This window comes from Laspinema palackyanum D2c (assembly GCF_025370875.1).
In the GTDB taxonomy this organism is placed as follows: domain Bacteria; phylum Cyanobacteriota; class Cyanobacteriia; order Cyanobacteriales; family Laspinemataceae; genus Laspinema; species Laspinema palackyanum.
This window is the reverse complement of record NZ_JAMXFD010000003.1, coordinates 120,784-145,949: the sequence shown is the minus strand read 5'-3', so window position 1 is coordinate 145,949 and position 25,166 is coordinate 120,784. Positions and strand designations below refer to the sequence as shown.

General features: G+C 48.9%; 22 protein-coding genes. 11 read left to right on the top strand and 11 right to left on the bottom strand.

Annotated features, from left to right (window positions below):
- Positions 1-205 precede the first annotated feature (205 nt).
- Positions 206-655 carry a nucleoside-diphosphate kinase gene (gene ndk, locus NG795_RS05775; RefSeq protein ID WP_254566513.1) on the top strand — a complete coding sequence of 150 codons (450 nt, stop codon included), beginning with the start codon at positions 206-208 and terminating at the stop codon, positions 653-655.
- Between the two features lie 103 nt (positions 656-758).
- On the opposite strand, the gene NG795_RS05770 is transcribed toward ndk, so the two are convergent.
- Positions 759-1,529 (bottom strand): TerC family protein, encoded by a 771-nt coding sequence (locus NG795_RS05770; RefSeq protein WP_367287710.1) that lies wholly within the window; start codon positions 1,527-1,529, stop codon positions 759-761.
- Positions 1,530-1,964: 435 nt separating this feature from the next.
- Here NG795_RS05770 and psaM point away from each other — a divergent pair, with 435 nt between their 5' ends.
- The gene (gene psaM / locus NG795_RS05765) at positions 1,965-2,060 is read left to right on the top strand and encodes a photosystem I reaction center subunit XII (protein WP_015148281.1); all 96 of its coding nucleotides are present in this window, start codon (positions 1,965-1,967) and stop codon (positions 2,058-2,060) included.
- A gap of 358 nt (positions 2,061-2,418) precedes the next feature.
- Positions 2,419-2,796: a slr1601 family putative cell division protein gene (locus NG795_RS05760; protein WP_367287709.1), complete on the top strand. Its 378-nt coding sequence runs from the start codon at positions 2,419-2,421 to the stop codon at positions 2,794-2,796.
- Positions 2,797-2,957: 161 nt separating this feature from the next.
- Here NG795_RS05760 and NG795_RS05755 read toward each other — a convergent pair whose 3' ends face one another.
- Together NG795_RS05755 and ctpA are read right to left on the bottom strand one after the other, a co-directional pair.
- Positions 2,958-3,749 (bottom strand): tetratricopeptide repeat protein, encoded by a 792-nt coding sequence (locus NG795_RS05755; RefSeq protein ID WP_367287708.1) that lies wholly within the window; start codon positions 3,747-3,749, stop codon positions 2,958-2,960.
- A gap of 314 nt (positions 3,750-4,063) precedes the next feature.
- Positions 4,064-5,302, bottom strand: coding sequence for a carboxyl-terminal processing protease CtpA (gene ctpA / locus NG795_RS05750; protein ID WP_367287707.1), 1,239 nt, complete (start codon positions 5,300-5,302; stop codon positions 4,064-4,066).
- 402 nt (positions 5,303-5,704) lie between these two features.
- Between ctpA and petB the strand changes: the two genes are divergently transcribed.
- Complete coding sequence (petB, locus tag NG795_RS05745) at positions 5,705-6,373, top strand: cytochrome b6 (RefSeq protein WP_254566507.1); 669 nt, start codon at positions 5,705-5,707, stop codon at positions 6,371-6,373.
- 102 nt (positions 6,374-6,475) lie between these two features.
- Positions 6,476-6,958 carry a cytochrome b6-f complex subunit IV gene (gene petD / locus NG795_RS05740; protein ID WP_015148287.1) on the top strand — a complete coding sequence of 161 codons (483 nt, stop codon included), beginning with the start codon at positions 6,476-6,478 and terminating at the stop codon, positions 6,956-6,958.
- A gap of 197 nt (positions 6,959-7,155) precedes the next feature.
- Here petD and NG795_RS05735 read toward each other — a convergent pair whose 3' ends face one another.
- Together NG795_RS05735 and NG795_RS05730 are read right to left on the bottom strand one after the other, a co-directional pair.
- Entirely contained in the window at positions 7,156-8,811 is a 1,656-nt protein-coding gene (locus NG795_RS05735; protein ID WP_367287706.1) for a CHAT domain-containing protein, read from the bottom strand.
- Positions 8,812-9,143: 332 nt separating this feature from the next.
- Positions 9,144-9,752, bottom strand: coding sequence for a hypothetical protein (locus tag NG795_RS05730; RefSeq protein WP_367287705.1), 609 nt, complete (start codon positions 9,750-9,752; stop codon positions 9,144-9,146).
- Positions 9,753-10,592: 840 nt separating this feature from the next.
- On the opposite strand from NG795_RS05730, the gene NG795_RS05725 reads away from it, so the two are divergent.
- The gene (locus tag NG795_RS05725; RefSeq protein ID WP_367287704.1) at positions 10,593-12,293 is read left to right on the top strand and encodes an EAL domain-containing response regulator; all 1,701 of its coding nucleotides are present in this window, start codon (positions 10,593-10,595) and stop codon (positions 12,291-12,293) included.
- 57 nt (positions 12,294-12,350) lie between these two features.
- The gene (gene dusB / locus NG795_RS05720; protein ID WP_367287703.1) at positions 12,351-13,379 is read left to right on the top strand and encodes a tRNA dihydrouridine synthase DusB; all 1,029 of its coding nucleotides are present in this window, start codon (positions 12,351-12,353) and stop codon (positions 13,377-13,379) included.
- 101 nt (positions 13,380-13,480) lie between these two features.
- Here the strand turns inward: dusB and NG795_RS05715 are convergent, their stop codons facing one another.
- Positions 13,481-15,745, bottom strand: a complete 2,265-nt coding sequence (locus tag NG795_RS05715; RefSeq protein WP_367287702.1) for a RelA/SpoT family protein — start codon at positions 15,743-15,745, stop codon at positions 13,481-13,483.
- A 262-nt stretch (positions 15,746-16,007) separates the two neighbouring features.
- Here NG795_RS05715 and patD point away from each other — a divergent pair, with 262 nt between their 5' ends.
- The 3 genes from patD to NG795_RS05700 all read left to right on the top strand — a co-directional run bounded on the left by patD (position 16,008) and on the right by NG795_RS05700 (position 18,999).
- Complete coding sequence (gene patD / locus NG795_RS05710; protein ID WP_367287701.1) at positions 16,008-16,379, top strand: heterocyst frequency control protein PatD; 372 nt, start codon at positions 16,008-16,010, stop codon at positions 16,377-16,379.
- Positions 16,380-16,490: 111 nt separating this feature from the next.
- The gene (locus NG795_RS05705; protein WP_367287700.1) at positions 16,491-17,057 is read left to right on the top strand and encodes a zf-TFIIB domain-containing protein; all 567 of its coding nucleotides are present in this window, start codon (positions 16,491-16,493) and stop codon (positions 17,055-17,057) included.
- Between the two features lie 286 nt (positions 17,058-17,343).
- Entirely contained in the window at positions 17,344-18,999 is a 1,656-nt protein-coding gene (locus NG795_RS05700; RefSeq protein ID WP_367287699.1) for a dipeptide ABC transporter ATP-binding protein, read from the top strand.
- A gap of 429 nt (positions 19,000-19,428) precedes the next feature.
- Here NG795_RS05700 and NG795_RS05695 read toward each other — a convergent pair whose 3' ends face one another.
- Entirely contained in the window at positions 19,429-20,217 is a 789-nt protein-coding gene (locus NG795_RS05695) for a class I SAM-dependent methyltransferase (RefSeq protein ID WP_367287698.1), read from the bottom strand.
- Between the two features lie 406 nt (positions 20,218-20,623).
- Between NG795_RS05695 and NG795_RS05690 the strand changes: the two genes are divergently transcribed.
- Complete coding sequence (locus tag NG795_RS05690) at positions 20,624-20,782, top strand: hypothetical protein (RefSeq protein WP_367287697.1); 159 nt, start codon at positions 20,624-20,626, stop codon at positions 20,780-20,782.
- A gap of 13 nt (positions 20,783-20,795) precedes the next feature.
- On the opposite strand, the gene NG795_RS05685 is transcribed toward NG795_RS05690, so the two are convergent.
- The 4 genes from NG795_RS05685 to NG795_RS05670 form a co-directional block, all read right to left on the bottom strand.
- Entirely contained in the window at positions 20,796-21,011 is a 216-nt protein-coding gene (locus NG795_RS05685) for a hypothetical protein (protein ID WP_367287696.1), read from the bottom strand.
- Between the two features lie 666 nt (positions 21,012-21,677).
- Positions 21,678-22,850: a molybdopterin-synthase adenylyltransferase MoeB gene (gene moeB / locus NG795_RS05680; protein ID WP_367287695.1), complete on the bottom strand. Its 1,173-nt coding sequence runs from the start codon at positions 22,848-22,850 to the stop codon at positions 21,678-21,680.
- A 115-nt stretch (positions 22,851-22,965) separates the two neighbouring features.
- The gene (locus NG795_RS05675; RefSeq protein ID WP_367287694.1) at positions 22,966-23,433 is read right to left on the bottom strand and encodes a M67 family metallopeptidase; all 468 of its coding nucleotides are present in this window, start codon (positions 23,431-23,433) and stop codon (positions 22,966-22,968) included.
- A gap of 53 nt (positions 23,434-23,486) precedes the next feature.
- A partial coding sequence (locus tag NG795_RS05670; RefSeq protein ID WP_367287693.1) for a CHAT domain-containing protein occupies positions 23,487-25,166 on the bottom strand: 1,680 nt, incomplete at its 5' end.

Genomic DNA, 25,166 nt, shown 5'->3' with positions numbered 1-25,166 from the left:
GGGGTGAATCCGGCCTCAACCGGCAGAATACAATAGCGCTCTCATAACCGTGGATGTTAGCATATTGCACGAAAACTCGTGTATTTCAGATAACACCGAACCGATGAGTTGAGAAATTGATTGGGGTTCAGACCTGGAGGAGGGAACGTTCTGAGATAGGCTTAAAGGGTGATAGTTGTTAATCGTCAAGTGCTAGGAGATTGGTTTGGAACGGACATTTATCGCAATCAAGCCCGATGGAGTCCAACGCAAACTCATCGGGGAAATTATTCGGCGGTTTGAAGCCAAAGGGTTCACCCTGGTGGGACTGAAAATGATGAGCGTGCCTCGGGAGTTGGCCGAAAAACATTACGAGGTTCATCAGGAAAAAGCGTTCTTTCCTGGGTTAGTGAAGTTCATCACCTCGGGTCCATTGGTGGCAATGGTATGGGAAGGAGATGGAGTGGTTTCCTCCGCTCGAAAAATCATTGGCGCAACCAATCCTTTGACCGCTGAACCCGGGACGATTCGCGGAGACTTTGGCGTGAGTGTCGGACGCAACTTGATCCACGGGTCCGATGCGATCGAAACTGCGGCCAAGGAAATTAGCCTATGGTTTACACCGGAAGAACTGGTGAGTTGGGATTCAGCGATGGCAGGCTGGCTTTACGAATAGAGGCGATCGCCGCTTTTATTCTGAAGCCAAGACCTTGAAACTCCAGGACTAAGCGTTAAGAATTAAGAATTTCCCTGGGTGAATTCTTAATTCTTCTCAACGCTTAGTCCTGGATGACTTCTTCCTTTTCCTGGATGGGAGCCACCGCCTCTGCATCGTGACTCGTGGCAGATTCAACGGCATTTTCGAGTTCAGTCTCTGGCTTTCTGAGGGAAAATCCCCAGATAAATAACACCACAATCGAGGAAATCAAGAACCATTCCGGCAGGATGAAATCGGCGTCAAACACGCGCAGCAGCAGACGCAATCCCACCAAGCCTACGGTAATATAACCCGCATCTTCCAGGTGAACATATTCATCCAACCACCTGATAAATAATCCAGCCATAAACCGTAGAGCAACAATGCCAATGGTTGCGCCGGTCACAATCAGCCAAATTTCTGAGGAAACAGCAATGGCGGTGGTGACACTATCCAACGAAAAGGCCAAATCTGTCATGGCAATGATTGGAATCGCTTGCCACAAGGAATTGTATTTCGGGCCACTCCGCTGATTGTCTTCCCCGTCTGAGGACGTAAAATACTGAAAGACTAACCACAACAAATAAAGCGCTCCAATGAGCTGGAACTGCCAAAAGTTGATCACCCAAGTGGCGGTAAAAATCAACGCTATCCGGAGGATAAAAGCAGCCAATAGCCCAAAATTGAGAGCCTGACGCTGGATCTTCGGTTCCGGTAATCCTTGGGCAATCGATGCTAGGGCGATCGCATTGTCTGCCGAGAGCACCGACTCCAACGCTACTAAAATCAGCAGCAGGAAACCTGTTTCAATTCCGATATTATGGGGATAAAAATCACTAAATCGGTCTAGCATTAACGAAAATTTTTCCTTGATAGCGGTCACGCAGGGAAACCGAACCCATCATTCGGCCATGATTTTCCCTCTTTTTGCCTTGGAGTCTCGAAACGCCCTCCTCTGACGAGGGACTTGGGCCGATGAAGCCCTCTGTGGGAGTCGAGAGCAGCTTGCCCGTTGCGGCAACCTCGGGCAAAATCGGGGGCAATCACTTGGGCTGGAATGATCAGCGGTCTTCAATCAGCTTAACCTTTTATTACAAGTTTCAGTACACCGGATCTCCCGTTTCCCGGAATAAATTTAGCCTGATCCCTCTGGTTGAGAGTCCTGTTGAGTCCCGAGAGGCAGTAAAATGGCAGAACTATTTGTTGCATATTGTAACAATGGGTTTCCTCACGGCACGAAATAGCCGAAAGTAGTTAAAAATATCTAATTATCAAGGAGGTCTGAATTATGGGAATCTCTGAAACCCAAGTCCTAGTGGCACTGGTTGTTGCTTTAATTCCGGGAATCTTAGCCTTCCGTCTGGCAACCGAACTGTACAAGTAAGGTTGTCCCAGTCCAACGGCTTAGGGCCGGTCGAGGACCCTTGCCTCCAGTAAGGGTCCTTGACCGGCTCTTAATTTGGGAACTTGTTTCCGAAATCAATGCCAGAAAACAAAATAGCCAATCAGGATCCCCTAACCGGGTTAATCTGGGGGATGATTTGAGGGTTGAGGAATTTTCTGCAAGCTTTTTTCAGAAAAAAGTCTTAAGGTAGGCGGTTGAGATCTAAACAAGGGAGTAGAATTCAGGTGGGATACGCGCTCGTCCTGCCGCGCAACCACAAAGCCCGGTTTAGATCCGGTAACTGCTTTTTTTTGAATTGAAACTGATATTTCAGGCAAGGTAAGGGATAGTCACTCTCATGAATGCAATTCAACCCTCAACGCCCCATTTAATACCTGTGGAAACGCGACGTCCAAAAAGACGCGGGTTGTCGCAACAGCACCAACGGCGTCATCTTTACCGGGCGATCGCCGCTGAAACTACGGTGAAGTTAGCCGTCAATGCGGTGCTTTCGGTGGTTGCCGTCTCTGCGGTAATCACCCTGCTTCCGTATCAACAGTCTCGGCAGCAAGATTTACAGGATATTCGGGCTGAAGTCAACCATGTTGAAACCCGCGTGAATCGCTTGCAATCTGAACTGCAACGGTTGATGGCTCCGGAACAAGCGACGAGTATTATGGAAGAACACAGCTATCGGGTCGATCCCAATAAGATTCAAATTGTGATTGATAAATAAGCCGACTGCCACAGTGAAGCGTTAACCCCTCAACAAGGCGGGTAGGCAGAGTAAGAGCAGGCTTTCAAACAGAGCATAACCGTGGCATCTTTTGCCGGTTATGCTTCCCTAATGGTTTTTATCCGAGGAAGTAGGATGAGGGCGATGATTGAGACTCTGGCTTAGGAATGGGGATCAGTTTCGGAAGAACCAATCAGTTCATGAATCCAATTTTTGACCAGCGATCGCAACCGGGTGGAAACCTCAGCGGATGAAGCGGTAGACTCAGGCAAAAATTCTAAAGCGCGTCGATAGTCGGCGATCGCCGCATTCCATTCTCCCATCACATGATAAGTCCGGCCTCGTTCAGCAAAGATATGCCCTTCAATTTGCCCGAGTCCCAAAGCTATCTCAAAATTCTCGATCGCCAATTCATAGATTTCCATTTCCCGCAACGTGATCCCCTGATTGATCAGCGCCCGCACGTTAAACGGATTCAGGTCGATCGCCATGTCATAGTCCAAAGTTGCCTCTACGCGCAACCCTAAAGCGGCATAGCAATTACCCCGATTGTTGTAGGCTTGGGACAGTTGAGAATCTAGCTCGATGGCATGGTTATAATCAGCCAGGGCTTTCTCATACTCCCCACTTTGGAAGTACATCAACCCGCGATTGTTGTAGTCAATGGCACTGGCGAGATTCTGAGAGACTAACGAACTCAGCAGGGCGATCGCCCCGGCATAGTCTCCCCGTTGAACCGTCAAACTTGCTTGTTGACGTAACTGCTGCGGGGATAACCCTGGGGACCCTAACGCCACCCCACTGGGGGAGGGTCCTTCCCAGGTAGACCGGCGCTGGCGTTTGCTCCTTGCAGGCCCCTTGACCAGACCAGACCCTTGATTGGCCAAAGCCGAATCCGGAGTGCAGGGATAGCTATTTCTATGTTGTTGATGACCAAAAAAGCCAGGATTCATACTGTTTCATCCTCTTCCATAACCCACTAGAATCACCTTACCGAGGTCCTCTCCAAGTTGGCTTTGCGGATGTGTCACTTTTCAATCCGGATCGGATCGTCCAGGGTTAGGGAGTGCGACTTGTCCGAGTCAAACCGGCGTCTAGCACTCCCGAACGGGTTAAGGCGATCGCCCCTAAACCAGGGATTTTCAATCCATTGAATGGTTTAGACCCTTAAACCGCCTCCGGTGGTTCAAATTAGACAAATGACGGCCCTGCCCAGGTACAGCCGAGTCGCTGAAGCGCCCGCTGGATCTGGACAACTGCCCCAACCCTAGTGCACACCTGCCACCACATTGGGATCAATGAGTAAGTCCAATGCCGCTTGATATTGGCGATCAAACTCCGTTGCCAAGCGATCGCGCGATATCGGATCTAATGCCACCTCTTTATCCGGAACGATCCCCAACTTATGGATATCCCGGTGATTTGGCGTTTCGTACTTCGCCACGGTTACTGCTAATCCCGAACCATCGGCTAAGTCAAATAGGGACTGAATCAACCCCTTGCCAAACGTTTTTTCTCCCACCAACAAGGCCCGTCCATTATCCTGTAGAGCACCGGCCAGAATTTCACTGGCGCTGGCAGTCCCGCGATCGACTAACACCACTAAGGGATCATCGGTCAGTGCTTCATCCATCGCTTCAAAACTGCCCACTATGCCTTGCCGGTTCACTGTATAGACTATCGTACCTCCATCGAGCCACAGTCGGGCAATTTCTATCCCCGCTTGTAAGAGTCCCCCCGGATTACTCCGTAGATCGAGAATGTAGGCATCCGCCCCTTGCTCCTCAAACGCCTGCACCGTCTGGGCAATTTCCGTTGCGGCATTGGCGTTGAATTGACTCAGCCGAATGTAGCCCACGGAACGACCATCGGGGGTGGACTGCAATTTTGAGGTGACGGGGTTTAAGGCAATCAACTCCCGGACTAGAGGAACCTCTTCTACCGCTTGAGTTTCGGCTCGCCTAATGGTGAGGGTCACTGTGGTTCCAATGGGGCCGCGCATTCTAGTTGCCGCTTCATCTAAGGTTAAACCCACCGTAGAGGTGCCTTCAATTTTCAGAATGCGATCGCCCGGGAGCAATCCCGCTTTCTGACCCGGGGACCCATCAATCGGGGCAATCACGGCGACGGTTCCCGTTTCTTCATCTAGGGCAATTTGTAAACCCACCCCAGTTAACTCTCCCGAGGTATTGACTTGTAAACTTCGATACTGATCGGGTTTTAATAATCGGGTAAAGGGGTCATCCAAACTCGCGAGCATTTCTTGGATCTGCCCATAAGTTTCTTCGCGATTGGATAGGGGATGTTTCAGCGCCTTTTGCCGCACGAACCACCAATTTTGATGGTTAAAGCTCTCATCTACATAAGAGTAGTTCACGATCCGCCACGCTTGCGAAATCAACTGCTGCTCTTCGCTCAGGGCATAAGCCTCTGGCGTCCACCAGCAACAGGCAAGGGTAAATTGCAAGACCAATAACAGCCCTACTCGGAATACTCGTTTTGCCATAATGCCGATTTTGAAAGGTTGATCAAAGCTTATATCAAATTTTATGAGTCTAAAGGTATGAGCTAAAGTTACCCCAGTTTAGGGAATTTTGCTATCTAGCATTGGGAGGGTTGACAAGAAAGGGGTTCGGCGACGATCGGGAGGGCGATCGCTCTAACTCTAGATCCCACCCCTCTGGGCGATCTCTGACCCGGGGCGATCGGGCCAGTTGATACTGACCTTTTCTCATAAAACTAGCCCCCCACCTTCAAGGCTGATCCCCACCCCAATCCCTTGTACAGAAGGGCCTAGGGGAAAGGGATTAGCGGCGATCGTCAAAGGGACTTAGATTTATGAAAATAGTGTTTAGATTATGTTACATTTTGGAAGAAACGCATTAATCTTTTCGGAACGCTTGCTGCAATGTTTTCCAAAGACGTAACGAACTCCAAAACATACCAGTGGTTTGAAGAGCGCCTCGAAATTCAGGCGCTTGCTGAGGACATCACCAGCAAGTACGTCCCTCCCCATGTCAATATCTTCTACTGCTTGGGCGGGATTACCCTAGTCTGCTTCCTCATCCAATTTGCCACTGGGTTCGCGATGACCTTCTATTATCGCCCCACCGTTACCGAAGCCTTTTCCTCCATCCAGTACCTGATGACTGAGGTCAACTTCGGCTGGCTCATCCGTTCCGTCCATCGCTGGTCCGCCAGTATGATGGTCCTGATGATGATTCTGCACGTGTTCCGAGTTTACCTAACCGGCGGTTTCAAAAAACCTCGGGAACTCACCTGGGTCACCGGCGTGATCTTAGCAACGATTACCGTCTCCTTTGGCGTAACCGGCTATTCTCTCCCTTGGGATCAAGTGGGTTACTGGGCCGTTAAGATCGTCTCTGGGGTTCCCGAAGCCATCCCTGTAGTCGGTTCTACCATTGTTGAACTGCTTCGCGGTGGTACCAGTGTGGGTCAAGGCACCTTGACTCGCTATTACAGCTTGCACACCTTCGTGTTGCCTTGGCTGATTGCCGTGTTCATGTTGCTGCACTTCTTAATGATTCGCAAGCAAGGTATTTCCGGTCCCTTGTAAAGAGATCCTTGTTTGACATTCATCACCCTGCGATCGCTGTATCCTTTTAGCAATTGCAGTCAAGACCTGCCGACCTTAACAATAAGGAGAGGATTCTCAAAGATGTCTATTTTGAAAAAGCCGGATCTGAGCGATCCGAAGTTGCGGGCTAAATTGGCAATGGGGATGGGCCATAACTATTATGGCGAACCCGCTTGGCCAAATGACCTGCTGTATGTCTTCCCCGTAGTTATTCTCGGGACGATCGCCCTGTGCGTTGGATTGGGTGTTCTCGACCCCGCAATGGTCGGAGAACCCGCTGACCCCTTCGCGACGCCCTTAGAAATTCTTCCCGAATGGTATCTGTGGCCTTCGTTCCAGATGCTGCGCGTTGTTCCTAACAAACTGTTAGGAATTGCCTTGATGGGTGCGATTCCCGTTGGTTTGATGGTTATTCCCTTTATTGAGAACGTCAACAAATTCCAAAACCCCTTCCGTCGTCCTCTGGCTACGGCAGTGTTCCTGTTTGGGACTTTGTTCACCATCTGGTTGGGAGTCGGCGCAATCATGCCGATCGACAAGTCTCTGACTCTCGGTCTATTCTAAATTTTTCCCGGTTCAATTCCTGGTCAAATTAAATATAGACGCCCATGCGTTTCTCAGCTTTACAATTGTACTCCTGAGATGAAGCAAGGGCGTCTTTTCACATTTTAGGTCAATAAAAACCCCCAGCCTAAAGGCTGGGGGTTTTTATTGATTTCTACACTTGTACTGATGCTTGAGAAGCGGATGGGATGTTTATCTTATCCCTTTTCTCCGGTGTCATGAGTTTGCCATTCATCAATGGCAAACTCTAACGTTTGACCCTGGGAACTGCCAAATTTGAGTAAAATTCCTGATTCTAACTTCACTTCCTGATGGTGGACTTTTTGCCAGCCATCACTACTTTTAATTAAGGTTCCATACCGAGAAAAGTCCCGCAGAAAATAAGCGGGGACCGAACCTGTCCCAGACATATCCCGATAAAAAATTTCGGCGTGTCGTTGGGAAACCCACCGTTCCTGAATCACGAGGTCATTCTGAGACCGACGCCCCACGCGCATGAGGCCCCCGCGAATCGGCCAGACTTGATTGCTGATATCGAGCGATCGCAAATAAGCCAGACTAATTAAAGGCCGAATCCCCGAAGGCGTGTTCTCCGGGAGTTCCGTCTCCAGATAATCCAGGGGTTGGATTAATTCCCCATTAAACTCCGGATGCATATAAAGGACCGGCAAGGTCCAGGCGGGTTGATTAAATTTATAAACCGTTAATAACTGTTGTCGGGCGACTGCCACAGCGCGATCGATAGACATTCGGTCCGCCAAGGCGCTGGTAAAAGCTTGAATAAAACTTAACGCCTCTTCATCAGTAATCGAGTCGCGCATTCCCAATACTGCCGGGACGCCATGATGAATCAGGACCTCGGCGAGACTACTGCGCGGAATCGCTTGTTCATTCTGGCGATCGCTTTGAGCACCCCAACAAGCATTAAACAGCGCTAAAGTCACTTCTGAGCGGACCAGCACTTGAGCCAATTCCGTCCCACTCAGGGGAGTTCCCGTTCTTAATAATAACTGACCCCCCGCAGGCGCACAGATGCCGTGACCTGCATAGAAGAAAATATTATAATTTCCCGTTTCCAGAGTTTCGATTAGTTCACTGGGTGTGGGTTGGATTAAGGTATCTACATGGCAAGATACCGGCAGGATATTGTCACTGCCTTGACGGTTGCGATCGCTCTGTTCCAGGACCTGCGCTAAGGCATTCGCTTCTTTTTGCAGTTGCAGGCGGTTTTCCGGTTGGGAGGAATCACCGGGGGTTTCGACTTCTTCCCCTAAGACTAATAAAATTTTTAAAGCTTGCGCGGTGCAACGAATCGCTAGGGGGTCTACATCACTGGTCGTCCGGCTAAATCGTAATTGGGGATTGAGGCAAATGGTGGGTTTACCCGGACGGGGTTGCATCAGTTCCCAAGGCAACGCGATCAGTTCGGGGTCCCGAATTTCTAACTGGATCCGCAGAGGTCGGTCCTGACCCATTGCGATCCCCATGCTTTGGGCGTAGCTATTTTGAAGCGCCTCCCCAAATAGCCAATCCCAAAGCTGGAGTCCTAACTGCTGCATCAGGCGAGCACTGTAACTGGCTGGAGACTTACTGCTGCTGGGGTTGAGCAGGGACAAGGCATTGTCTTGGGATGAAGGCAGCAGATTCCAGACTGAGGGCAAGGGCTGTAGGGAAAATAGCTGATGCCACGCTTGCCAGGTTTGGGTGAGGCTATCGGGCCAGGGACAGTCATAATGAACATAGCCACCGGGATAGGGGGCTTTGAGAACCCAGATGGCAAAGTGTTTTGCATCAGAGTTGGTATTTAAGGGCGCGATCGCGATGCTCAGGCAAGGAATCTCAGACCAAGACATTCAGAACACTGGCTCTAATGTGAAAGGGGCTTTTAACCAGTGTATCTGTTCTGGGGTGATGATGTTACATTGAGGGATATTCGCTCGGGATTACAGCAATATCCCCCGCCCTTTGTATGAAATAGTGTGATCCAGTGTTTGGATTAACCCTATCAAGGTGATTGATCGCGGGGGATACACCGATTATCAAGACTCCTTCCCGAGATGCTGAACCAGCTAATCGGTTGAAGCAATGGGAATGCTTGGCACAATGAGGTTGCCATCCCATTAAGAAAGTGTTGACCCTGAATTAAAGTTGAGTGCAAGGTTATTAAAATAACACCCCCGGTGATTTATGCCGAAAAATTTTCTAATTCAGAGACGGCATAACGGGCGATCGCCAAACTTAGGCGGGCTTTTTCAATCTCCGATAAGTTTGACCAGGTTTTCTCGCTCATGGTGGTTACCGTAGAGTCGAGGGATTCGCCTCGCATAGCGTAGGCAAAGGGTCGGGCTAAAACCTGTAAATCTTCCGGGGTCCATTGCGGCAGCAGTTCGCTGACACATTGGACTAATCGTTGAGCCATCGGGGTTGTGGTCGAGGTTAGGGTTTGAGCGCGTTGGGCGATCGCCTCTAACCAGTCCGAAGGAACTTGTGTCCCAAACTTTTGCAGTAAAGTAGCTCTAACGCTCTCCACTGCGGAGGTTTCCGAGGGATTGGCGGACCAGAGTCTCTCGAAAGCGGCGATCGCTGTTTGTGCTTGGGGTGCGAAGTCGGCTTCGTCATCCAACCACAAGGGGGCTTCAGCCGCTTCGACGCTGGCAAAATAAGCCTCCGCTTCGATCGCACTCGGGTTCCAAGGATAAGGAACTTCGGTTTGGGTTAGTAGATCTAAGAGTTCTAACTCCAGATGAGATGGAGAATATTCTCCACATTCGAGATCACGGGCTTGATTTGGCATGACAATGATGCTCCTGGTGAGTGCATGGATGGATATGCTTTGATATCGCTAGCTACAATAGCGGTTCTCTCCGTTCCGCAATCGGTGAGGGGATCGCTGGATAGGCATTTTTCTTTCACACCTTCTTTGCATCTTCTTTGCTTTACCTTTCTTCACCTAGTCGGCAATTTTTGGCTAAATTCTGACTGAGAAGGGTAAATTTTCAGCAGAGAAAAAACCTAAAACAAATATGAAGGCAGATTAAACGCTGAATCTGCCAGAAAAAAGACCGATGAGGAGGACGGCGGTGGTTCTATTCAGAGGAAGGGTTTCGGATCTGGCAAGAGTGGCGATCGCCGGCGGGACTTTTGAGGGGCCCTGGACTTCTAGCTAGGGATGGGAAGCCTGAGAACAAGCCAGCCGATTCTTTGACTATAGCGAACCTTGCAGTATTCTGACAATGGATCCGACGCCTGAGCCTCCGATGTGCGATTCTGGCCCCTTCTCCTGTGCGCGATGCGCGTAAGCGATGTCCCCCGGCTTCACATCTTGCTCCCTAAGAGTACACAATTTAAATAGCGAACCGCTTACTGCCAAAGAGCATAACTCGTCTCAATCAGCAATCAAGCGGGGGTCAGTCTTTTTGGAAAAATTAGTAACTCTAACTCACTGCCGAGCCCAGAACTTTATTCTATAATAAACTGGAAAGTCAGGCCGAGAATCCTTAAGCATTAATCAAGCGGTGAAACTGAAAGGATGTCTGCCATTTGCTTCAAGTCGGGGTGTAAGTTAGCAATAATCAAGGCAATTTTGCCCAAAACACTGCTTTAGGAATAAGCGATTGTCTTAAATAGAAAGGGTATGAGCAAAATATTAGTCATTGAAGATACAGCGGAAATTCTGAATAACATCCTCGATTTTCTGGAAGCTGAAGATTTTGAAGGAAGTGGGGCTACCAATGGACGGGAAGGGGTTGAACTGGCAAAATCCGAGGGGTTCGATCTGATTATCTGTGATATTATGATGCCCGAACTCGATGGGTATGGGGTATTACAAGCATTAAGAGCGGATCCGAATACCGTCAATATTCCCTTGATTTTTTTGACGGCAAAGGGTGATCGTTCCGATGTGCGTCAAGGCATGAATCTGGGGGCGGATGATTATCTGACAAAACCCTTTACTAAGAAGGAATTACTAGAGGCGATCGAAGCGAGACTCAAACGAACGGGACAGCAAACTGAACAGATTAAGAAAGTGTCAGAACAACTTAATCTCTTAGAAAAATTTGATTCTCTCACGGGTTTACCGAACTTGTCCAGATTAGAGGGAAAAGAGGGTTTATTGGAAGAGGCGATCGCCCAAAGTCAGGGCAGAAATCCCCTTGTTCCCTTCCTCCTCTTAGGGTTGGATAAATTTGCTCGAATTAATGATACTATTAGTTATGGAAAGGGTGACCTAATTTTACAACAGGTGGCCCGCCGCCTGATGGATTTTACTGAACGACTAAATGGAGTCGGTGCAGTTCGGATGGGGGGTGACGAGTTTGGAATTGTGCTACCTCCGGTGGCTGAGAAAGAAACTGCTGTAGCGATCGCCCAAAAATTATTACAAGAAATCGCTCAACCCTACCCGATTGAACGCAAATCCATTCCCCTCACCGCCTCAATCGGCATCGCCTTTTATCCCACTGTATCCAATGTGGAAGAACTCCGCAGACAAGCCAGGGTAGCAATGGGTGAAGCCAAGCAATCCGGGGGCAATTCCTGTAAAATCTATACCCGTCCCTTGTTTGGATTTGATACGGCTAAGGAGTTGGAACTCGCCTCGGATTTGCGGCGCAGTTGGGAGCAAAAACAACTGCAAGTCTTTTATCAACCCCGCATCGATCTTCGGAAGAAAAAAATTACGTCAGTTGCGGCAGTCCCTTATTGGGATCATCCGCGATTGGGACCGATTCCCCCCGCTAAAGTCATGTCTTTAGCCCAAGAAGTGGGACTGGTGCGTCAGATGAGTGAATGGATGTTACAAATCGCTTGTCAGCAGGGGAAACTCTGGCAAAATGAGGCAAAACTCTCGGTCCGAATCTCGACGAGTATCTCGGAACAATTGCTAAATGATGTAAATATCACCGAGATGATAATTGAGGCTTTAAAAAGTACGGGTCTCGACCCTCGGTATTTGGAATTAGAGATTCCAGCCGAGGCGATCGCCAATACCAAAAACCTGAATGCCCTAGGCTCTCAATTGCTCCAATTCAAACGGCTAGGATTGCACCTCACCATCGCCCAATTTGGCATCGTTCAAAGTTCCCTGAATTATCTGGGAAATTTGGGTTTGGATAGTCTCAAAATATCCCGGAGTTTGATTGGTAATCCCACTCAAAATGCTCCCCTTCTCAATGCCATTATCCAAATGGCCCACGGCATCAATTTAAGGACAGTCGCTGATGGGGTGGAAACCGAAGCTCAAGTTAATCTGTTGAAGAAACAAAAATGTGATGAAATTCAACAAGAAACAGCGGTTTCTGAACGGGAAATTAGGCGATTGTTCGGCAAACGATAAAGACCCAATCACCCCTGTGTTCCTTTACAACCAATCGTGACAACCCGGAATTCAACAATGCCCGTTCTTTCTCCTGAATTGCAAAAAAAACTAGCAACTCCCCTAAAAATTGGTCAGGTTACGGTTAAAAGTCGGGTCTTGCAATCCCCCCTATCTGGCGTGACAGATTTAGTCTTTCGTCGTCTGGTCCGTCGCTACGCGCCAGACTCGATGATGTACACTGAAATGGTGCAAGCGAGCAGTTTGCACTATCTGCGGGAAGTTCCTAAAATTATGGAAGTGGACCCCAATGAACGTCCGATTAGTATTCAACTCTTTGACTGTCGCCCAGATTTCTTAGCGGAGGCGGCAGTGATGGCGGTGGCAGAAGGGGCCGATACCATTGATATTAATATGGGCTGTCCGGTGAATAAAATTACCAAAAATGGCGGGGGTTCTTCGTTGTTACGGGACCCCAAAACTGCCGAGGCGATCGTCCGTGCAGTAGTCAAAGCGGTATCCGTCCCCGTGACGGTGAAAACCCGCATTGGTTGGTCGGATCAGGAGATTAATATCCTTGACTTTGCCAAGGGAATGGAGGATGCGGGTGCGGCGATGATTACCATTCATGGTCGGACTCGGGACCAAGGATATCATGGCAGTGCCAAGTGGGAGTGGATTCGACGAGTTAAAGAGGTGCTTTCGATTCCGGTGATTGGGAATGGGGATATTTTTTCGGTGGAAATGGCGGTGCGCTGTTTGGAGGAAACAGGGGCGGATGGGGTGATGTGTTCCCGGGGGACCTTGGGGTATCCGTTTTTAGTGGGAGAGATTGACCATTTCCTGAAAACTGGGGAGGAGTTGTCTGCACCTACCCCGATTGAGCGATTGGAATGTGCGAAGGAGCATTTACGCGGGTTGTGGGAGTACAAAGGCGATCGCGGAGTGCAACAGGCGCGAAAGCATTTGACTTGGTATGTGAAAGGGTTTTACGGTGCCGGAGAGCTACGGGATCAGTTGGCCCGGGTGGAGTCAGTGGCCCAGGGATGCGAGTTAATCGATCGCGCGATCGCCCAAGGGATTAAACACGAATCTCAGAGGTCCTGAGACCAAATCGGGGTCCGCAATCGTCCCCTTTATGGCATTCTCCCGAATATAGAGTCTCCCACGGCGGAGATCTATACCCACATCGGACCGATCGCTCTGAGTTAATCCGCAACATTGCTCAGGCGTCGCAGATTCAGCACATCGCTGATTTGTCGAATTTGGTTAAAGGTGCGTTCGAGTTGGTGGTGATCGCAAATATCGATCCCCAGTTCGATGGTTGCTGGTTTACCCATATAAGTTTTCACGTTGGCGCTGCGGACGTTGACATTGTTATCTTTCAATCGAGACAAAATGTCGTTGAGTACCCCGACGCGATCGAGCACTTGGATTGAAATCTCAACGGGATAGCTTTGAGGACGACCCTCGGAGCAATCCGTGGGATTCCAGTTGACGGGGACGAGGCGATCGCCGGGAATCCCGTGAACGTTGGAACAGCCTTGGCGGTGAATGGAAATCCCCCGATCTCCCAGGGTGACAATCCCAATAATGGCTTCTCCGGGGATCGGTGTACAACATCGAGCCAGATGATAAACTAATCCCTCGACTCCGGCGATCGGGTGTTTCCCTTTCGTCTGTGCTGGGGGAAGAGAGGCCCTGACGGTGACTCCGGGCAGTAACAAGGGCTGAGTCTGTGCCAAGGTTTGGCGATCGGTGACTTCACCCCGCAGGCGATGGACCACTTGATTGATGGTGAGTTCTCCATAGCCGACTGCGGCGAGTAAATCCTCCACACTGTGGTAATTGCAGCGTTGAGCCACTTGCAGCATTTGTTCCGATTTGAGCAAGGATTCAAATCCATTTTTGCCCAATTCTTTTTCCAACATATCCCGACCCCGTTGGACATTCTCATCGCGATGCGATCGCTTGTACCACTGGCGAATTCGGGTTTTCGCTGTTGTCGTAATGGCGAAATTCAGCCAATCTAAACTCGGATGACAATTTTTCTGAGTGAGAATCTCGACGATATCCCCATTATTTAAGGGCGTATCCAAAGTAACCAATCGCTCATTCACCCGCGCCCCAGCACAATGGTTGCCGACTTCTGTATGAATTCGATAGGCAAAATCCACGGGTGTTGCCCCTTGTTTTAGAGAGATTAAATCCCCTTGAGGGGTGAAGACATAGACATCTTCATCGAATAAATTATCCTTAACATTTTCGAGATATTCTTGAGCATCTTTGAGGTCACTTTGCCATTCCAATAGCTGCCGTAACCAAGTAAATTTCTCATCATCGTTATTAAGTTTACTGTGGCTGGAGCCGGTTTCTTTATATTTCCAGTGGGCTGCGATCCCGTACTCGGCAACGTGATGCATTTCTACGGTGCGGATTTGCACTTCAATGGGCCTGCCTGTGGGTCCGAGGACGACGGTATGCAAGGATTGATAGCGGTTGGGTTTAGGTAGACCGATATAGTCTTTGAATCGACCGGGTAGCGGACGGAAGGCATCATGAGCGATCGCCAGGGCTCGGTAGCATTCTTCGCTTTTTTGGACGAGAATTCTCACCGCTGCGACGTCGTATATTTCTTCAAATTTTTTGTTCTGGCGCTGCATTTTTTGATAGATCCCGTACAGATGCTTGGGACGTCCACTGACTTCGGTGCAACCGATCCCCAGTTCTTCCAAGCGCATTCGCAGGGTTTCGGTGACTTTATTCAGGCGGGTTTCGCGGTCGATCCGTTTTTCGGCGACGAGATCCTGCATCTGGCGGTAGGATTCGGGTTCGAGATATTTAAAGGCTAAGTCTTCCAGTTCCCATTTAAACCGCCCGATCCCCAGACGATTGGCTAGGGGTGCAAAGATTTCGCGGGTTTCCAGGGCGATGCGCTGTCGCTTGACATCGGCGAGGGACTCTAGGGTTCGCATATTATGCAGGCGATCGGCGAGTTTCACGACGATTACTCGGATATCTTTAGCCATTGCCAGAAACATCCTGCGGAAGTTCTCTGCTTGCCTTTCGGTTTTGCTGGAAAAGTTAAATTTGGAGAGTTTGGTGACGCCTTCGACGAGTTGGCGGACTTCTTCCCCGAAGCGTTCTTCGATTTCTTCTAAGGTAACTTCGGTATCTTCGACGACATCATGCAAAAACCCAGCGGCAATCATGGCACTGCTGCCACCGAGTTCCCGCAGGAGTCCGGCAACGGCGATCGGATGGATGATATAAGGTTCGCCGGATTTGCGCCGCTGACATTCATGGAGTTGATAGGCAAATTCAAAGGCGCGACAGATCAGGGAGTTATCGTTCTGGGATAGGTCTGGATAGGCTGAGTCTGGAGAGTCGTTATAGGAGATTAAGCAGGTTTGCAGCCATTCGGGAATCTCGACATCAAAGGAGCAGGTTGGAGCAACGGGGTTCATAATCATAAGACTGTCTGAAGGATTAATAATGGGGTGGGCTTGAGAAGATTTATCAATTTTAGGGCATTTATTGTATCTTCAGATACAGAAACACCTGAAATAAGGAGATACTGGCTGAGGGTGCAGGGTCCCTCTTGCCCTCTGGGCCAGAATACATACCGGGCAAGAGACTCTGCATCGCTCAGGCTTGCAATTTATATCTAAGTTAAAGTTTTATTAAATTGTACGGATTGCCTACTTTATTAATATAGACAAATTTCTTCAACTTATGCTGCCGGATGTTCATGTCCAGTGTTATCAAAATTTGATGCAAGCACTAAAGCAATTGACGGAAATGGCCAATACACCGAATCCGGATCAAGCGACGGTGCGAGCCAGTACACTTGAAATGCAACAAATTTTTCAGGCTCAAATCTTGAGCTTAGGGATGGAGGAGCTAGACCCGGGTATGGTGTCCCTGGTGCAGTCGTTTCAGACGGAACTGCATAAGCAGATCCGGTTATTGGTAAATGACGTGATGTTTTTAGGTTCGGCTCGACAAGCGCAGACTCTTGAGCGGCGTTGGATTGCTGTCCGCGATCGCCTGAAGAGTTGCATCGGCTACTGCGAAGCCATTTTGTCGATCCCCGCCCCGAATTAAGTTTCAGGGGCCAGGGTTAAGGTCCGGATTTGCCCTCCCCAATTCTGGATTGTCTAGCCCCAATTCATTCCAAGTCCCATTTTTGAAGGTGTAACCGGGAAAGAAAGAGCAATGCAATGCCCAAAAGATAAGAATGAGACCCTAGTCGATGGATTTTTGTCCGGGGATCTCCCCGTCAAGCACTGTGTGGATTGTCAAGGCAGTTGGATTTCCTCAACGGACTACGAGCCCTGGCGATCGCAGCAACGTCGGCAGATGATTCCCCCAACTTATGTGACTCGCGAAGTCGGCAGAGACTTCATTCCCCCTGAGACGGACATGAAAGCAGGATTATGTCCGGAATGTAATCGCTACCTTTCCCGTTCCAAAGTGATGGCAAAAAACCCGTTCTATGTGGAACGCTGTCCCAGTTGTGGCGGGTTCTGGTGCGATCGCGGGGAATGGGAAATCCTCGAAGAACTAGAACTCCATGATAGCCTAGAACAGATTTTTTCGGGGGAATGGCAAGCCCGAGTGCGATCGATCCTTCAATCCGAAAAAGAACGCGATGCCACCATCGACAAATTAGGCCCAGAAGTGGCAGAAATGGTCTTCCAACTCGCGGAAGTTCTCGAACAACACCCCAATGGCGATTTCGGCGTCGCCTATTTAATGCGGCGCTTTGATAAACCGCAATAAGGAGTCGTCCTCTTAGTTCGTAGTAACGACTTCAATCGTTCTCTTAGTTCGTAGTAACGACTTCAGTCGTACTCTTAGTTCGTAGTAACGACTTGCTGTCGTTTCATGCCTGAACCCGTGACACTCAACATGATCCGCTTAAGCGCCTGTGAAGAAACTGGAGGATCCGGACAGGGGTGCGTGACGAAAGCTGACGCTTTCGTCACGCGGTAACGACTGAAGTCGTTACTACAAACATGAACCCCATTTACCCCATCTCCCATCAAATAACCAACAACCAACAACCATGAATGACGCTTTATTTCGTGTAGAAAATCTGCGAGTTGCCTACCCTTCCGGACGTGGTGGGGGTGGGAGTGAGTCGGTTTGGGCGGTGAATGGGGTGTCCTTTACCCTGTCACCGGGGGAACGGATGGGACTGGTGGGAGAATCCGGCTGCGGTAAGTCTACCTTAGGACGCGCCGCGATGCGATTGTTGCCTCCCTCTAGCTTAGTCGAGGGAAAAGTGTACTTTAAGGGTCAGTCCGTCTTTGACTTGACCCCATCGGAGTTACGCCGGTTTCGGGGAGAAGCGGTGGCCCTGATTTTTCAAGACCCGATGACGAGGTTAGACCCCTTGATGACGATTGGAGATCATTGTATAGAGACCCTGAACGCTCATCAACCGAATTTAAGCCGAAAACAGGCTAAGGATAAGGCAGTTGCCACGTTAGAGGCGGTGAAGATTCCGGCAGCGCGATGGTCCCAATATCCTCATGAGTTTAGTGGGGGGATGCGCCAACGGGTGGCGATCGCCTTGGCCCTATTGCTAGATCCGAAGTTAATTGTCGCCGATGAACCGACCACCAGTTTAGATGTGACGGTTTCAGCAGAAATTTTACAGGAACTCACTCGCCTCTGTCGAGAGCGCGATTTGGCCCTGTTGCTGATTTCTCACGATTTGGCAATGGTGGGGGAATATTGCGATCGCATTGCGGTGATGTATAAAGGGGAAATGGTAGAAACCGGCAAAACTCAAGAGGTGTTGTTTAATCCGCAACATCCCTATACACAATCCCTCCTCAAAGCTGCCTTACATATTCAGGCGATCGACCCAGATGCTGTCCAAACCCCTCCCGACCTCAAATCCACTCCTCTGCTCTGTCTGAAAGACTTACAGCAACACTATACCCTAGAAACTAACTTACTTGATCGCTGGCTGTTAGGGAAACAAAACCAGACAATTAAAGCGGTGGATGGGGTCAATTTACAGATTTACAAAGGAGAAACTCTCGGGTTAGTGGGAGAATCGGGCTGTGGAAAAAGTACCCTCTCTCGCACGATTTTACAACTGGTGACCCCTACGGGTGGTCAAGTGGAATTTTTGGGTCAGGAACTCACCCAACTGTCCCGGCGGTCGATGCAGCAACAACGCAGACAGATCCAGATGGTGTTTCAAGACCCCCATGCTTGTCTTAATCCGATGATGACGGTAGGACAAAGCATTGCTGACCCCCTGTTTATTCATAATTTAGCGACTCCGCAGAAAGCTAAAGAATTGGTGATGCAGATGTTGGAACGGGTGGGTTTAACTCCGGCATCGGACTTTTATGAACGCTATCCTTCGGATTTGTCTGGGGGTCAACAGCAACGGGTGGCGATCGCCCGCGCTTTGATTACGCAGCCTCAGTTACTGATTTGTGATGAGCCGGTGAGTATGTTAGATGCCAGCGTCCAAACTCAGGTTTTGGAGTTGATGTTGGAGTTAAAGCAGGAATTTGACCTGACTTATTTGTTTATTACCCATGATTTGTGGGTGGCGCGGTTTTTCTGCGATCGCATTGCGGTGATGAATTCCGGGCAGATTGTAGAACTCGGCAACACCCGCGAGATTTTCACAAATCCTCAGCATCCCTATACCAAAACCTTGCTCGGTGCGGCTCCTCTGTTAGCCCGCACTTAATCCAAGTTGGAGCCAATGTTGCAGAAACTCGTCCTCTTCCGGCGATCGGGGGAGGGCGATTTTTAGGGCTTTTGACATAAGTATATTTGCTTGCCAAATAGCATGAATATATAAAGTTTTATGTAATTTTCACTACAAATTGAGAGGCGATCGGTCATAATTAAATCAGATACCCGAAAACCCTTATTGAATTCGAGGATGGCAAGCATCTGATCTGAGTTAACCCCGGATAGGATGGGAAGCCAGATAAAACCATGACACCTGAAATGATCAATAGCTTATGGATCCTGCTGGTCATAACGATGTTCAGCATCGTTTACTGCCCTTTACTCTGTTGGATTTTACCGGACAGAAGCGGCACCGCATAGGGAAAACCCCTCGTTCAAACTCCTCACCCACGGCAGCAAACCGTGGGATTGTTTTGGGAAGCTATCCTACTTTTTTGGCTCTAACTCGGATTCGTTTATAATCCGCAAACCAAGTCCCCTCTCGATACAATTGCGGTGACAGTTGAGTTTCGATATCGGCCAAAATTGCCCGTTGCGCTTCCTGGGGAATTTCAGCAAATAAGCTATTTCCAAACATGGCAATCCAATTTCTTAATCCATTTTCCCCATCTTCTAACGGAGTTGGACGGTCAAACAATTGGGAAAAATCTACCTCAAATCCTCTATTTTCTAACAGGGTGGTATATTCACTAATACTGGGAAAATACCAAGGAGTGAGCGTGATATCGAGGGGATAACCTGCCGATTCTATGTTAGAATAGCAAGCCTGAATAATTTGTTGAACATTTCCTTTCCCGCCAAATTCGGCGACAAATAATCCCCCAGGTTTTAAGGATTTAAAAATTCCTTCAATGACGTTTTCTGCCGCCTTCATCCAGTGGAGGGCCGCGTTGGAAAAGACTTTATCAAATTGTTCGGAAAAGTCTAATTTTTCTCCATTCTTGACTTCAAAGGTGAGGTGAGGATAGGATTGACGCGCTTGAGCAATCATCGAAATAGACTGATCTACGCCGATGACTTCAGCACCCTTGCTGGCAATTTGTTGGGCGAGATAACCTGTACCACAGCCTAAATCGAGGATGCGATCGCCGGTTTTAGGTTGCAAGAGTTCTAATAAATCGGTTCCATACTGACTGACAAATCCATGTTTGCGATCGTACAGTTCAGCATTCCATTCCGTTCGGTCTAATGGGGAAGAGGGCAGGTTCATCTACTTTCACCTTTATAACTCAATGTTTGTAGTAACGACTTCAGTCGTTCTTATCTTTGTTTGTAGTAACGACTTCAGTCGTTTCTTCAAGAAACATTCGCGGGAGGTCAAATCCCTGCAGTTCTTGCCACTCGTGCAAAATATCAGTTTCTAGGAACCCGGAAACGACTGAAGTCGTGACGTTGAACATTAGAGAAGAACGACTGAAGTCGTGACGTTGAACATTAGAGAAGAACGACTGAAGTCGTGACGTTGAACATGAATTAAATATTGTACTTCCTTGGGCCAAATTGTAGCGGTTGGCGGTGGGGGTGAGTGGTTTAAATTCTAGGTAATGGTAGGTCATCCTGGGTTGGGATCGTGTCCTGTTGGGGTTTCAGACGTGGCACCCAACAGGAACAGAATTTTGAAAGAAGCAACCCAGGCGGACGGAAAGACGAAAACCAGTTTCATCGGTGGGATTGGCGATCCAGGGTATCAGTCTACCATTAAATCGGGCTGCACTCAGGTTTGTGGGAAGCCAGCGATCGCAAGGGTTCTCAGAAATCAAACGTTTTCCTGTTAATTGACTGATAAGTTTACCACCCAGTAGACCGTTCGCGGAAGCTTTCTAAGGAGGAGAGGCGATCGGGAAGATCCCGCAGCATTGTCTCCATTTCCATTTCTTCTTTCTCCCAACCATTGTGACGACAAGCTTCGGTCCGAGAGTCGGTTCGATAGGTGCGGGATGGGGTTGCTGACCCCTCCAGGGAGGTTGATTGATGTCGTTGGGCTTCAGACGTGGGGCCTAACATAGCATTATCCTCAATTAATGATGGTTTCAGGTATTAGGGTTGATCCTACTGGATTATGTCCTTCCTCTTCTTAGTTTTCCCGATTTGGGGATTAAATCAGCATTTTTAAAAAATGATTAATCCCCGAGTGGGATCAAGTAAAAATTTATCTGGAGATAGTTGACAAGGGGGGATATTTACGGTTACTTAATTTTCGGATAGTCAGCACATAACCAAAAGAATGCCCGATATTGTTGCCGATCGCCCAGATTATTTTTAGACTTGAGTCAGGTTCAAACCGACTGAGGAGCGTTTGGAACTGTCATGCAAACTTCATACCCCTTTCATACGAACGCAATCTGGCCTGGATATATTAATCACTAGCTGGACGCAAGCAATGCCAATGCATTAGAGCGTTGACACCCTCTAATGCCCTCGGCGCATTTCGTTTGGTTTGGTCCTTATGTCAGAGTTAAGTACACCGGACCTCAATCCTTGCATTCATTCAAAGATCGCTGGGTGAATGTAGGGATGGGTTACCTTCAAAAAATCATGCCCTCATGTCACATTTCCAACCCCTCCAGGCCCTCTGGGGGGTTTTTTGTGGGTGCGATCGCCCCAGTTATGTTTGAGGGCGATCGCACGGGGTCAAAAAACCCAGTATTCTAGCCGGAAATTTTGAATCCCTTAATACTGCGGCACCGACGGATCAACCTCTTGACTCCAGGCAGTAATTCCACCTTTGAGATTCGTTCCTTCAATCCCTGCTTCCTTCAAAATCCCCAAAGCTTTAGCCGATCGCCCGCCCATTTTGCAATGAGCAATCAAACGATGACCATTTACCAATTCTTTCACCTTCTCCACTCCCTTCCCTTGTTCAATATCCGGCAGAGGGACCAGAACTGAACCGGGAATTTGAGCAATTTCATACTCGTTCGGGTTACGAACATCAATCAGCACAAAATCATTGGCACCACTGTCCATCAATTGCTTGAGTTCAGTGGCTGTCATTTCTGAAATTTCCATTTGTTGTTGAGCCTCCGCTGCTTTTGCTTGAGGAATTCCGCAAAACTGTTCATAATCAATCAGTTCTTCAATCACGGGCCGAACTGGATTAGGCCGCAATTTCAACTCTCGGAATTTCATATCCAAAGCATTATAAAGCAACAGCCGACCGCTCAGGGTAGTTCCGGCACCCGTAATAATTTTCACGGTTTCTGTCGCTTGGATTACCCCAATAATTCCGGGTAAAATACCTAACACCCCACCTTCAGCACAGGAGGGAACCATTCCTGGCGGTGGCGGTTCGGGGTATAAGTCGCGGTAGTTGGGACCGCCTTGATAATTAAACACCGTCGCTTGACCTTCAAAGCGGTAGATGGAACCGTAGACGTTCGGTTTATCCAACAAAACGCAGGCATCGTTGACTAAGTACCGCGTGGGGAAGTTATCGGTGCCATCTACCACGATATCGTAAGGTTTGAGGATATCTAGGGCATTTTCTGCACTTAACCGGGTGTTGTAGAGGTCAACTTGGCAGAAGGGATTAATTTCCAAAATCCGGTTTTTCGCCGATTCAATTTTGGGTTTGTTGACCCAGGAGGTGCCGTGGATGACTTGCCGTTGCAGGTTGGAGGTATCGACGACATCGAAATCGACGATGCCAATGCGTCCGACCCCGGCAGCAGCTAAATAGAGCAACAAGGGTGCACCGAGACCTCCGGTGCCGATACAAAGGACGCTGGCGGCTTTTAGGCGCTTTTGTCCTTCTACGCCAATTTCGGGTAAGATTAAATGACGGGAATACCGTTCGTAATCGTCTGAGTTTAACTGGATTTCGTCCAGATTGGGATTTAACATGGCAATGTTGCTCGGGCAGGGCAAACTCCTATTTTATCGAAATTTGTTGACAATGTTTGCCTGGGCGCGATCGCCGCAAAGTTTCTTAACGCTAAAGCGGGAATTCTTGCCCATTTTACGATTCAGCCGTTGCAATCACGAGGGTTTCGGGTTGGAAGTGATGGGTTTCGTCTAAAGACCAGTTGGTCAGTTGGGTGGCTTGGCCTTGTTCTACAGCGACAATAATATAGGAGTATTCTGACCAAGCATATTCGCGATCGCACTCCGAAGGAATCGCGGGATAGTCGGGATGGGAGTGATAGATGCCGATAATGGTAAGCTGGCGATCGCGTCCTTGTTTCTGCGCTCTCAGCAGGTCTTTTGGATGTATAACATAGCGCCGTTCTTTTGTCAAGGTGTCCGGCGCGGATAATTCCCCTGCGGTTTCTGGACTCCAGGCATTTTCGGTTTCCCACACTTCCACCACTGTTTTACCTGTGGGGGTAATCTCACCTAAGAGCAACCCACAGCATTCCTCGGGATAGGTGCGTTCGGCATGGGTGCGAATGGTGGTTTCGTGAGTTGCAGTTACAGTGAGAATCATCCCTTTATTCCATTATTCCAACTTGCGATCGCCTCTGGACTTGTATTTTACCGTTACCAGGGACTGCCAATCATGGTAAATCCCGCCCAATAATAAGGGTGAGATAAATCCGTATTCTCTACTCCTGCTAAATCCGCAGGCAGTTCTAACCCGCGCAAAGCGCCAGTCCCCCGCAGTTCGCCCTCGGCAATCTTGACTTCTCCCCGGAGGAGAGATAATTGAGCGTTTTGCAACGCTTCAGCTTTGATGGGTACCTCGGCCAGATGTTGATAAAATTCGGTCATCAGTGCCAAAGTCCCCTCATCGCTAACATACCATAAAGAGGCCAAGGCGGATTTAACCCCAGCAGCAAGTGCTAAACCCGCGAATCCTAATTCCGCAGTTTCATCACCAACCGCAGTCCGACAGGCACTCAGGACCAATAACTCAACTTGAGGATTGTTCCATCCTAATGTCCGCAATTCATCCAGATGTAGTTGTTCGTTCCAAAGTTGGATAAATGAATTGTTTTGTTCACCTGGGTTAAATTCGGCATGGGTTGCTAAGTGGATGATTTGGTAAGGATATTCTTGGCGTTTGGCAATTAAATTGGTGCGAGTAAAAGATTCATTGAGCAATGCTTGACCCTGCCAAAGTTGTTCGGTGATGGTGGAGAGTTCTAAGGGGACGGCAGGTAAAGCATTGAGTTGAGTAAACTGACTTGCACCCATTGCTAACACGCGACTGTTGCGAAGGGGAATGTAACGCATATCGGTTAAACTGATACTGGGAATCAAGGCGATCGCATATTGTTCAATCAGAAATTTTTCCCCATCATGTAAAGCTGCAATGGGAAGACTCCGCAACCCGGCATCCATACTAAAAAGTAAGGTATCAATGTTTTGCGCTGCTAATTCCTCTTGAATGGGAGCAATTAACCATTGATACAGTTTTTGTGCGAGGAGTAAATATTGATTGCTACCTCGGAAGCGAGGATTAGAAATTTGCTGGCGTAATTCAAATGCCGCTTCTAGGATTGCTTGCCGATTTGCTTCCGGAACCGTTTTCCGAATGGGAGTTCCCTCAGTTGTAACAACCACGATTTCTAATTGATCCGGCAATAATAACGTATAGACGATCGCGGGTTTGGTGTTGGTTTGTTGGGTAATGGTTCCCAATGTATCCCGAATGCTTTCTGTGGATTGGACAGGTTGTTGAGACAGATCGGTCCCTAAGTAATTGGCAAATTGCTGATCCTGAAGGCGATCGAGTTGTAAGACAGCATTGCTGACATTTCCCACTTCTAGGGATTGGGTAATATTTGCCATATTCATGGGGATGGGTGGCGGTGGAACTGGTCCCGGTGGCAGATTGCCACCTGGGGGAGGTGAATTCTCGCCAGGAGGTTGTAGGGTATTCGGCGCAGGTTGCGGACCGATCGCCCCTGAACTGCTGTTATTTGGGCCACCAGGCGCAAGTGCAATAGCCGGTTGTACCCCCGGTCCAGATGGAGGGCGGAGGGGTTCTACGGTCAAAATAGGGGGTGGAGGACCGCCCTCTGGACCATTAGGACGGGCGATCGCTGGGGTTGGGTTGTTTAGGAGATCCAGGTTGCCATTGGGTTGCACTTGTCCCGGTTGCTGCTGTGGTGGTGGTGGTGGCGGTTGCATTCCTCCCGGTGGTGGCGGTTGCATTCCTCCCGGTGGTGGCGGTTGCATTCCTCCCGGTGGTGGCGGTTGCATTCCTCCCGGTGG

Excerpts from the sequence above, each read along its gene's own strand:
- petD (WP_015148287.1), top strand. The coding sequence starts at position 6,476 with ATGTCTATTTTGAAAAAGCCGGATCTGAGCGATCCGAAGTTGCGGGCT.
- NG795_RS05760 (WP_367287709.1), top strand. The coding sequence starts at position 2,419 with ATGAATGCAATTCAACCCTCAACGCCCCATTTAATACCTGTGGAAACG.
- petB (WP_254566507.1), top strand. The coding sequence starts at position 5,705 with ATGTTTTCCAAAGACGTAACGAACTCCAAAACATACCAGTGGTTTGAA.
- NG795_RS05770 (WP_367287710.1), bottom strand. The coding sequence starts at position 1,529 with ATGCTAGACCGATTTAGTGATTTTTATCCCCATAATATCGGAATTGAA.
- NG795_RS05755 (WP_367287708.1), bottom strand. The coding sequence starts at position 3,749 with ATGAATCCTGGCTTTTTTGGTCATCAACAACATAGAAATAGCTATCCC.
- moeB (WP_367287695.1), bottom strand. The coding sequence starts at position 22,850 with ATGTTAAATCCCAATCTGGACGAAATCCAGTTAAACTCAGACGATTAC.
- dusB (WP_367287703.1), top strand. The coding sequence starts at position 12,351 with ATGCCCGTTCTTTCTCCTGAATTGCAAAAAAAACTAGCAACTCCCCTA.
- psaM (WP_015148281.1), top strand. The coding sequence starts at position 1,965 with ATGGGAATCTCTGAAACCCAAGTCCTAGTGGCACTGGTTGTTGCTTTA.
- NG795_RS05715 (WP_367287702.1), bottom strand. The coding sequence starts at position 15,745 with ATGATTATGAACCCCGTTGCTCCAACCTGCTCCTTTGATGTCGAGATT.
- NG795_RS05700 (WP_367287699.1), top strand. The coding sequence starts at position 17,344 with ATGAATGACGCTTTATTTCGTGTAGAAAATCTGCGAGTTGCCTACCCT.
- NG795_RS05685 (WP_367287696.1), bottom strand. The coding sequence starts at position 21,011 with ATGTTAGGCCCCACGTCTGAAGCCCAACGACATCAATCAACCTCCCTG.
- NG795_RS05730 (WP_367287705.1), bottom strand. The coding sequence starts at position 9,752 with ATGCCAAATCAAGCCCGTGATCTCGAATGTGGAGAATATTCTCCATCT.
- ctpA (WP_367287707.1), bottom strand. The coding sequence starts at position 5,302 with ATGGCAAAACGAGTATTCCGAGTAGGGCTGTTATTGGTCTTGCAATTT.
- NG795_RS05705 (WP_367287700.1), top strand. The coding sequence starts at position 16,491 with ATGCAATGCCCAAAAGATAAGAATGAGACCCTAGTCGATGGATTTTTG.
- NG795_RS05675 (WP_367287694.1), bottom strand. The coding sequence starts at position 23,433 with ATGATTCTCACTGTAACTGCAACTCACGAAACCACCATTCGCACCCAT.
- NG795_RS05695 (WP_367287698.1), bottom strand. The coding sequence starts at position 20,217 with ATGAACCTGCCCTCTTCCCCATTAGACCGAACGGAATGGAATGCTGAA.
- NG795_RS05735 (WP_367287706.1), bottom strand. The coding sequence starts at position 8,811 with ATGTCTTGGTCTGAGATTCCTTGCCTGAGCATCGCGATCGCGCCCTTA.
- patD (WP_367287701.1), top strand. The coding sequence starts at position 16,008 with ATGCTGCCGGATGTTCATGTCCAGTGTTATCAAAATTTGATGCAAGCA.
- NG795_RS05725 (WP_367287704.1), top strand. The coding sequence starts at position 10,593 with ATGAGCAAAATATTAGTCATTGAAGATACAGCGGAAATTCTGAATAAC.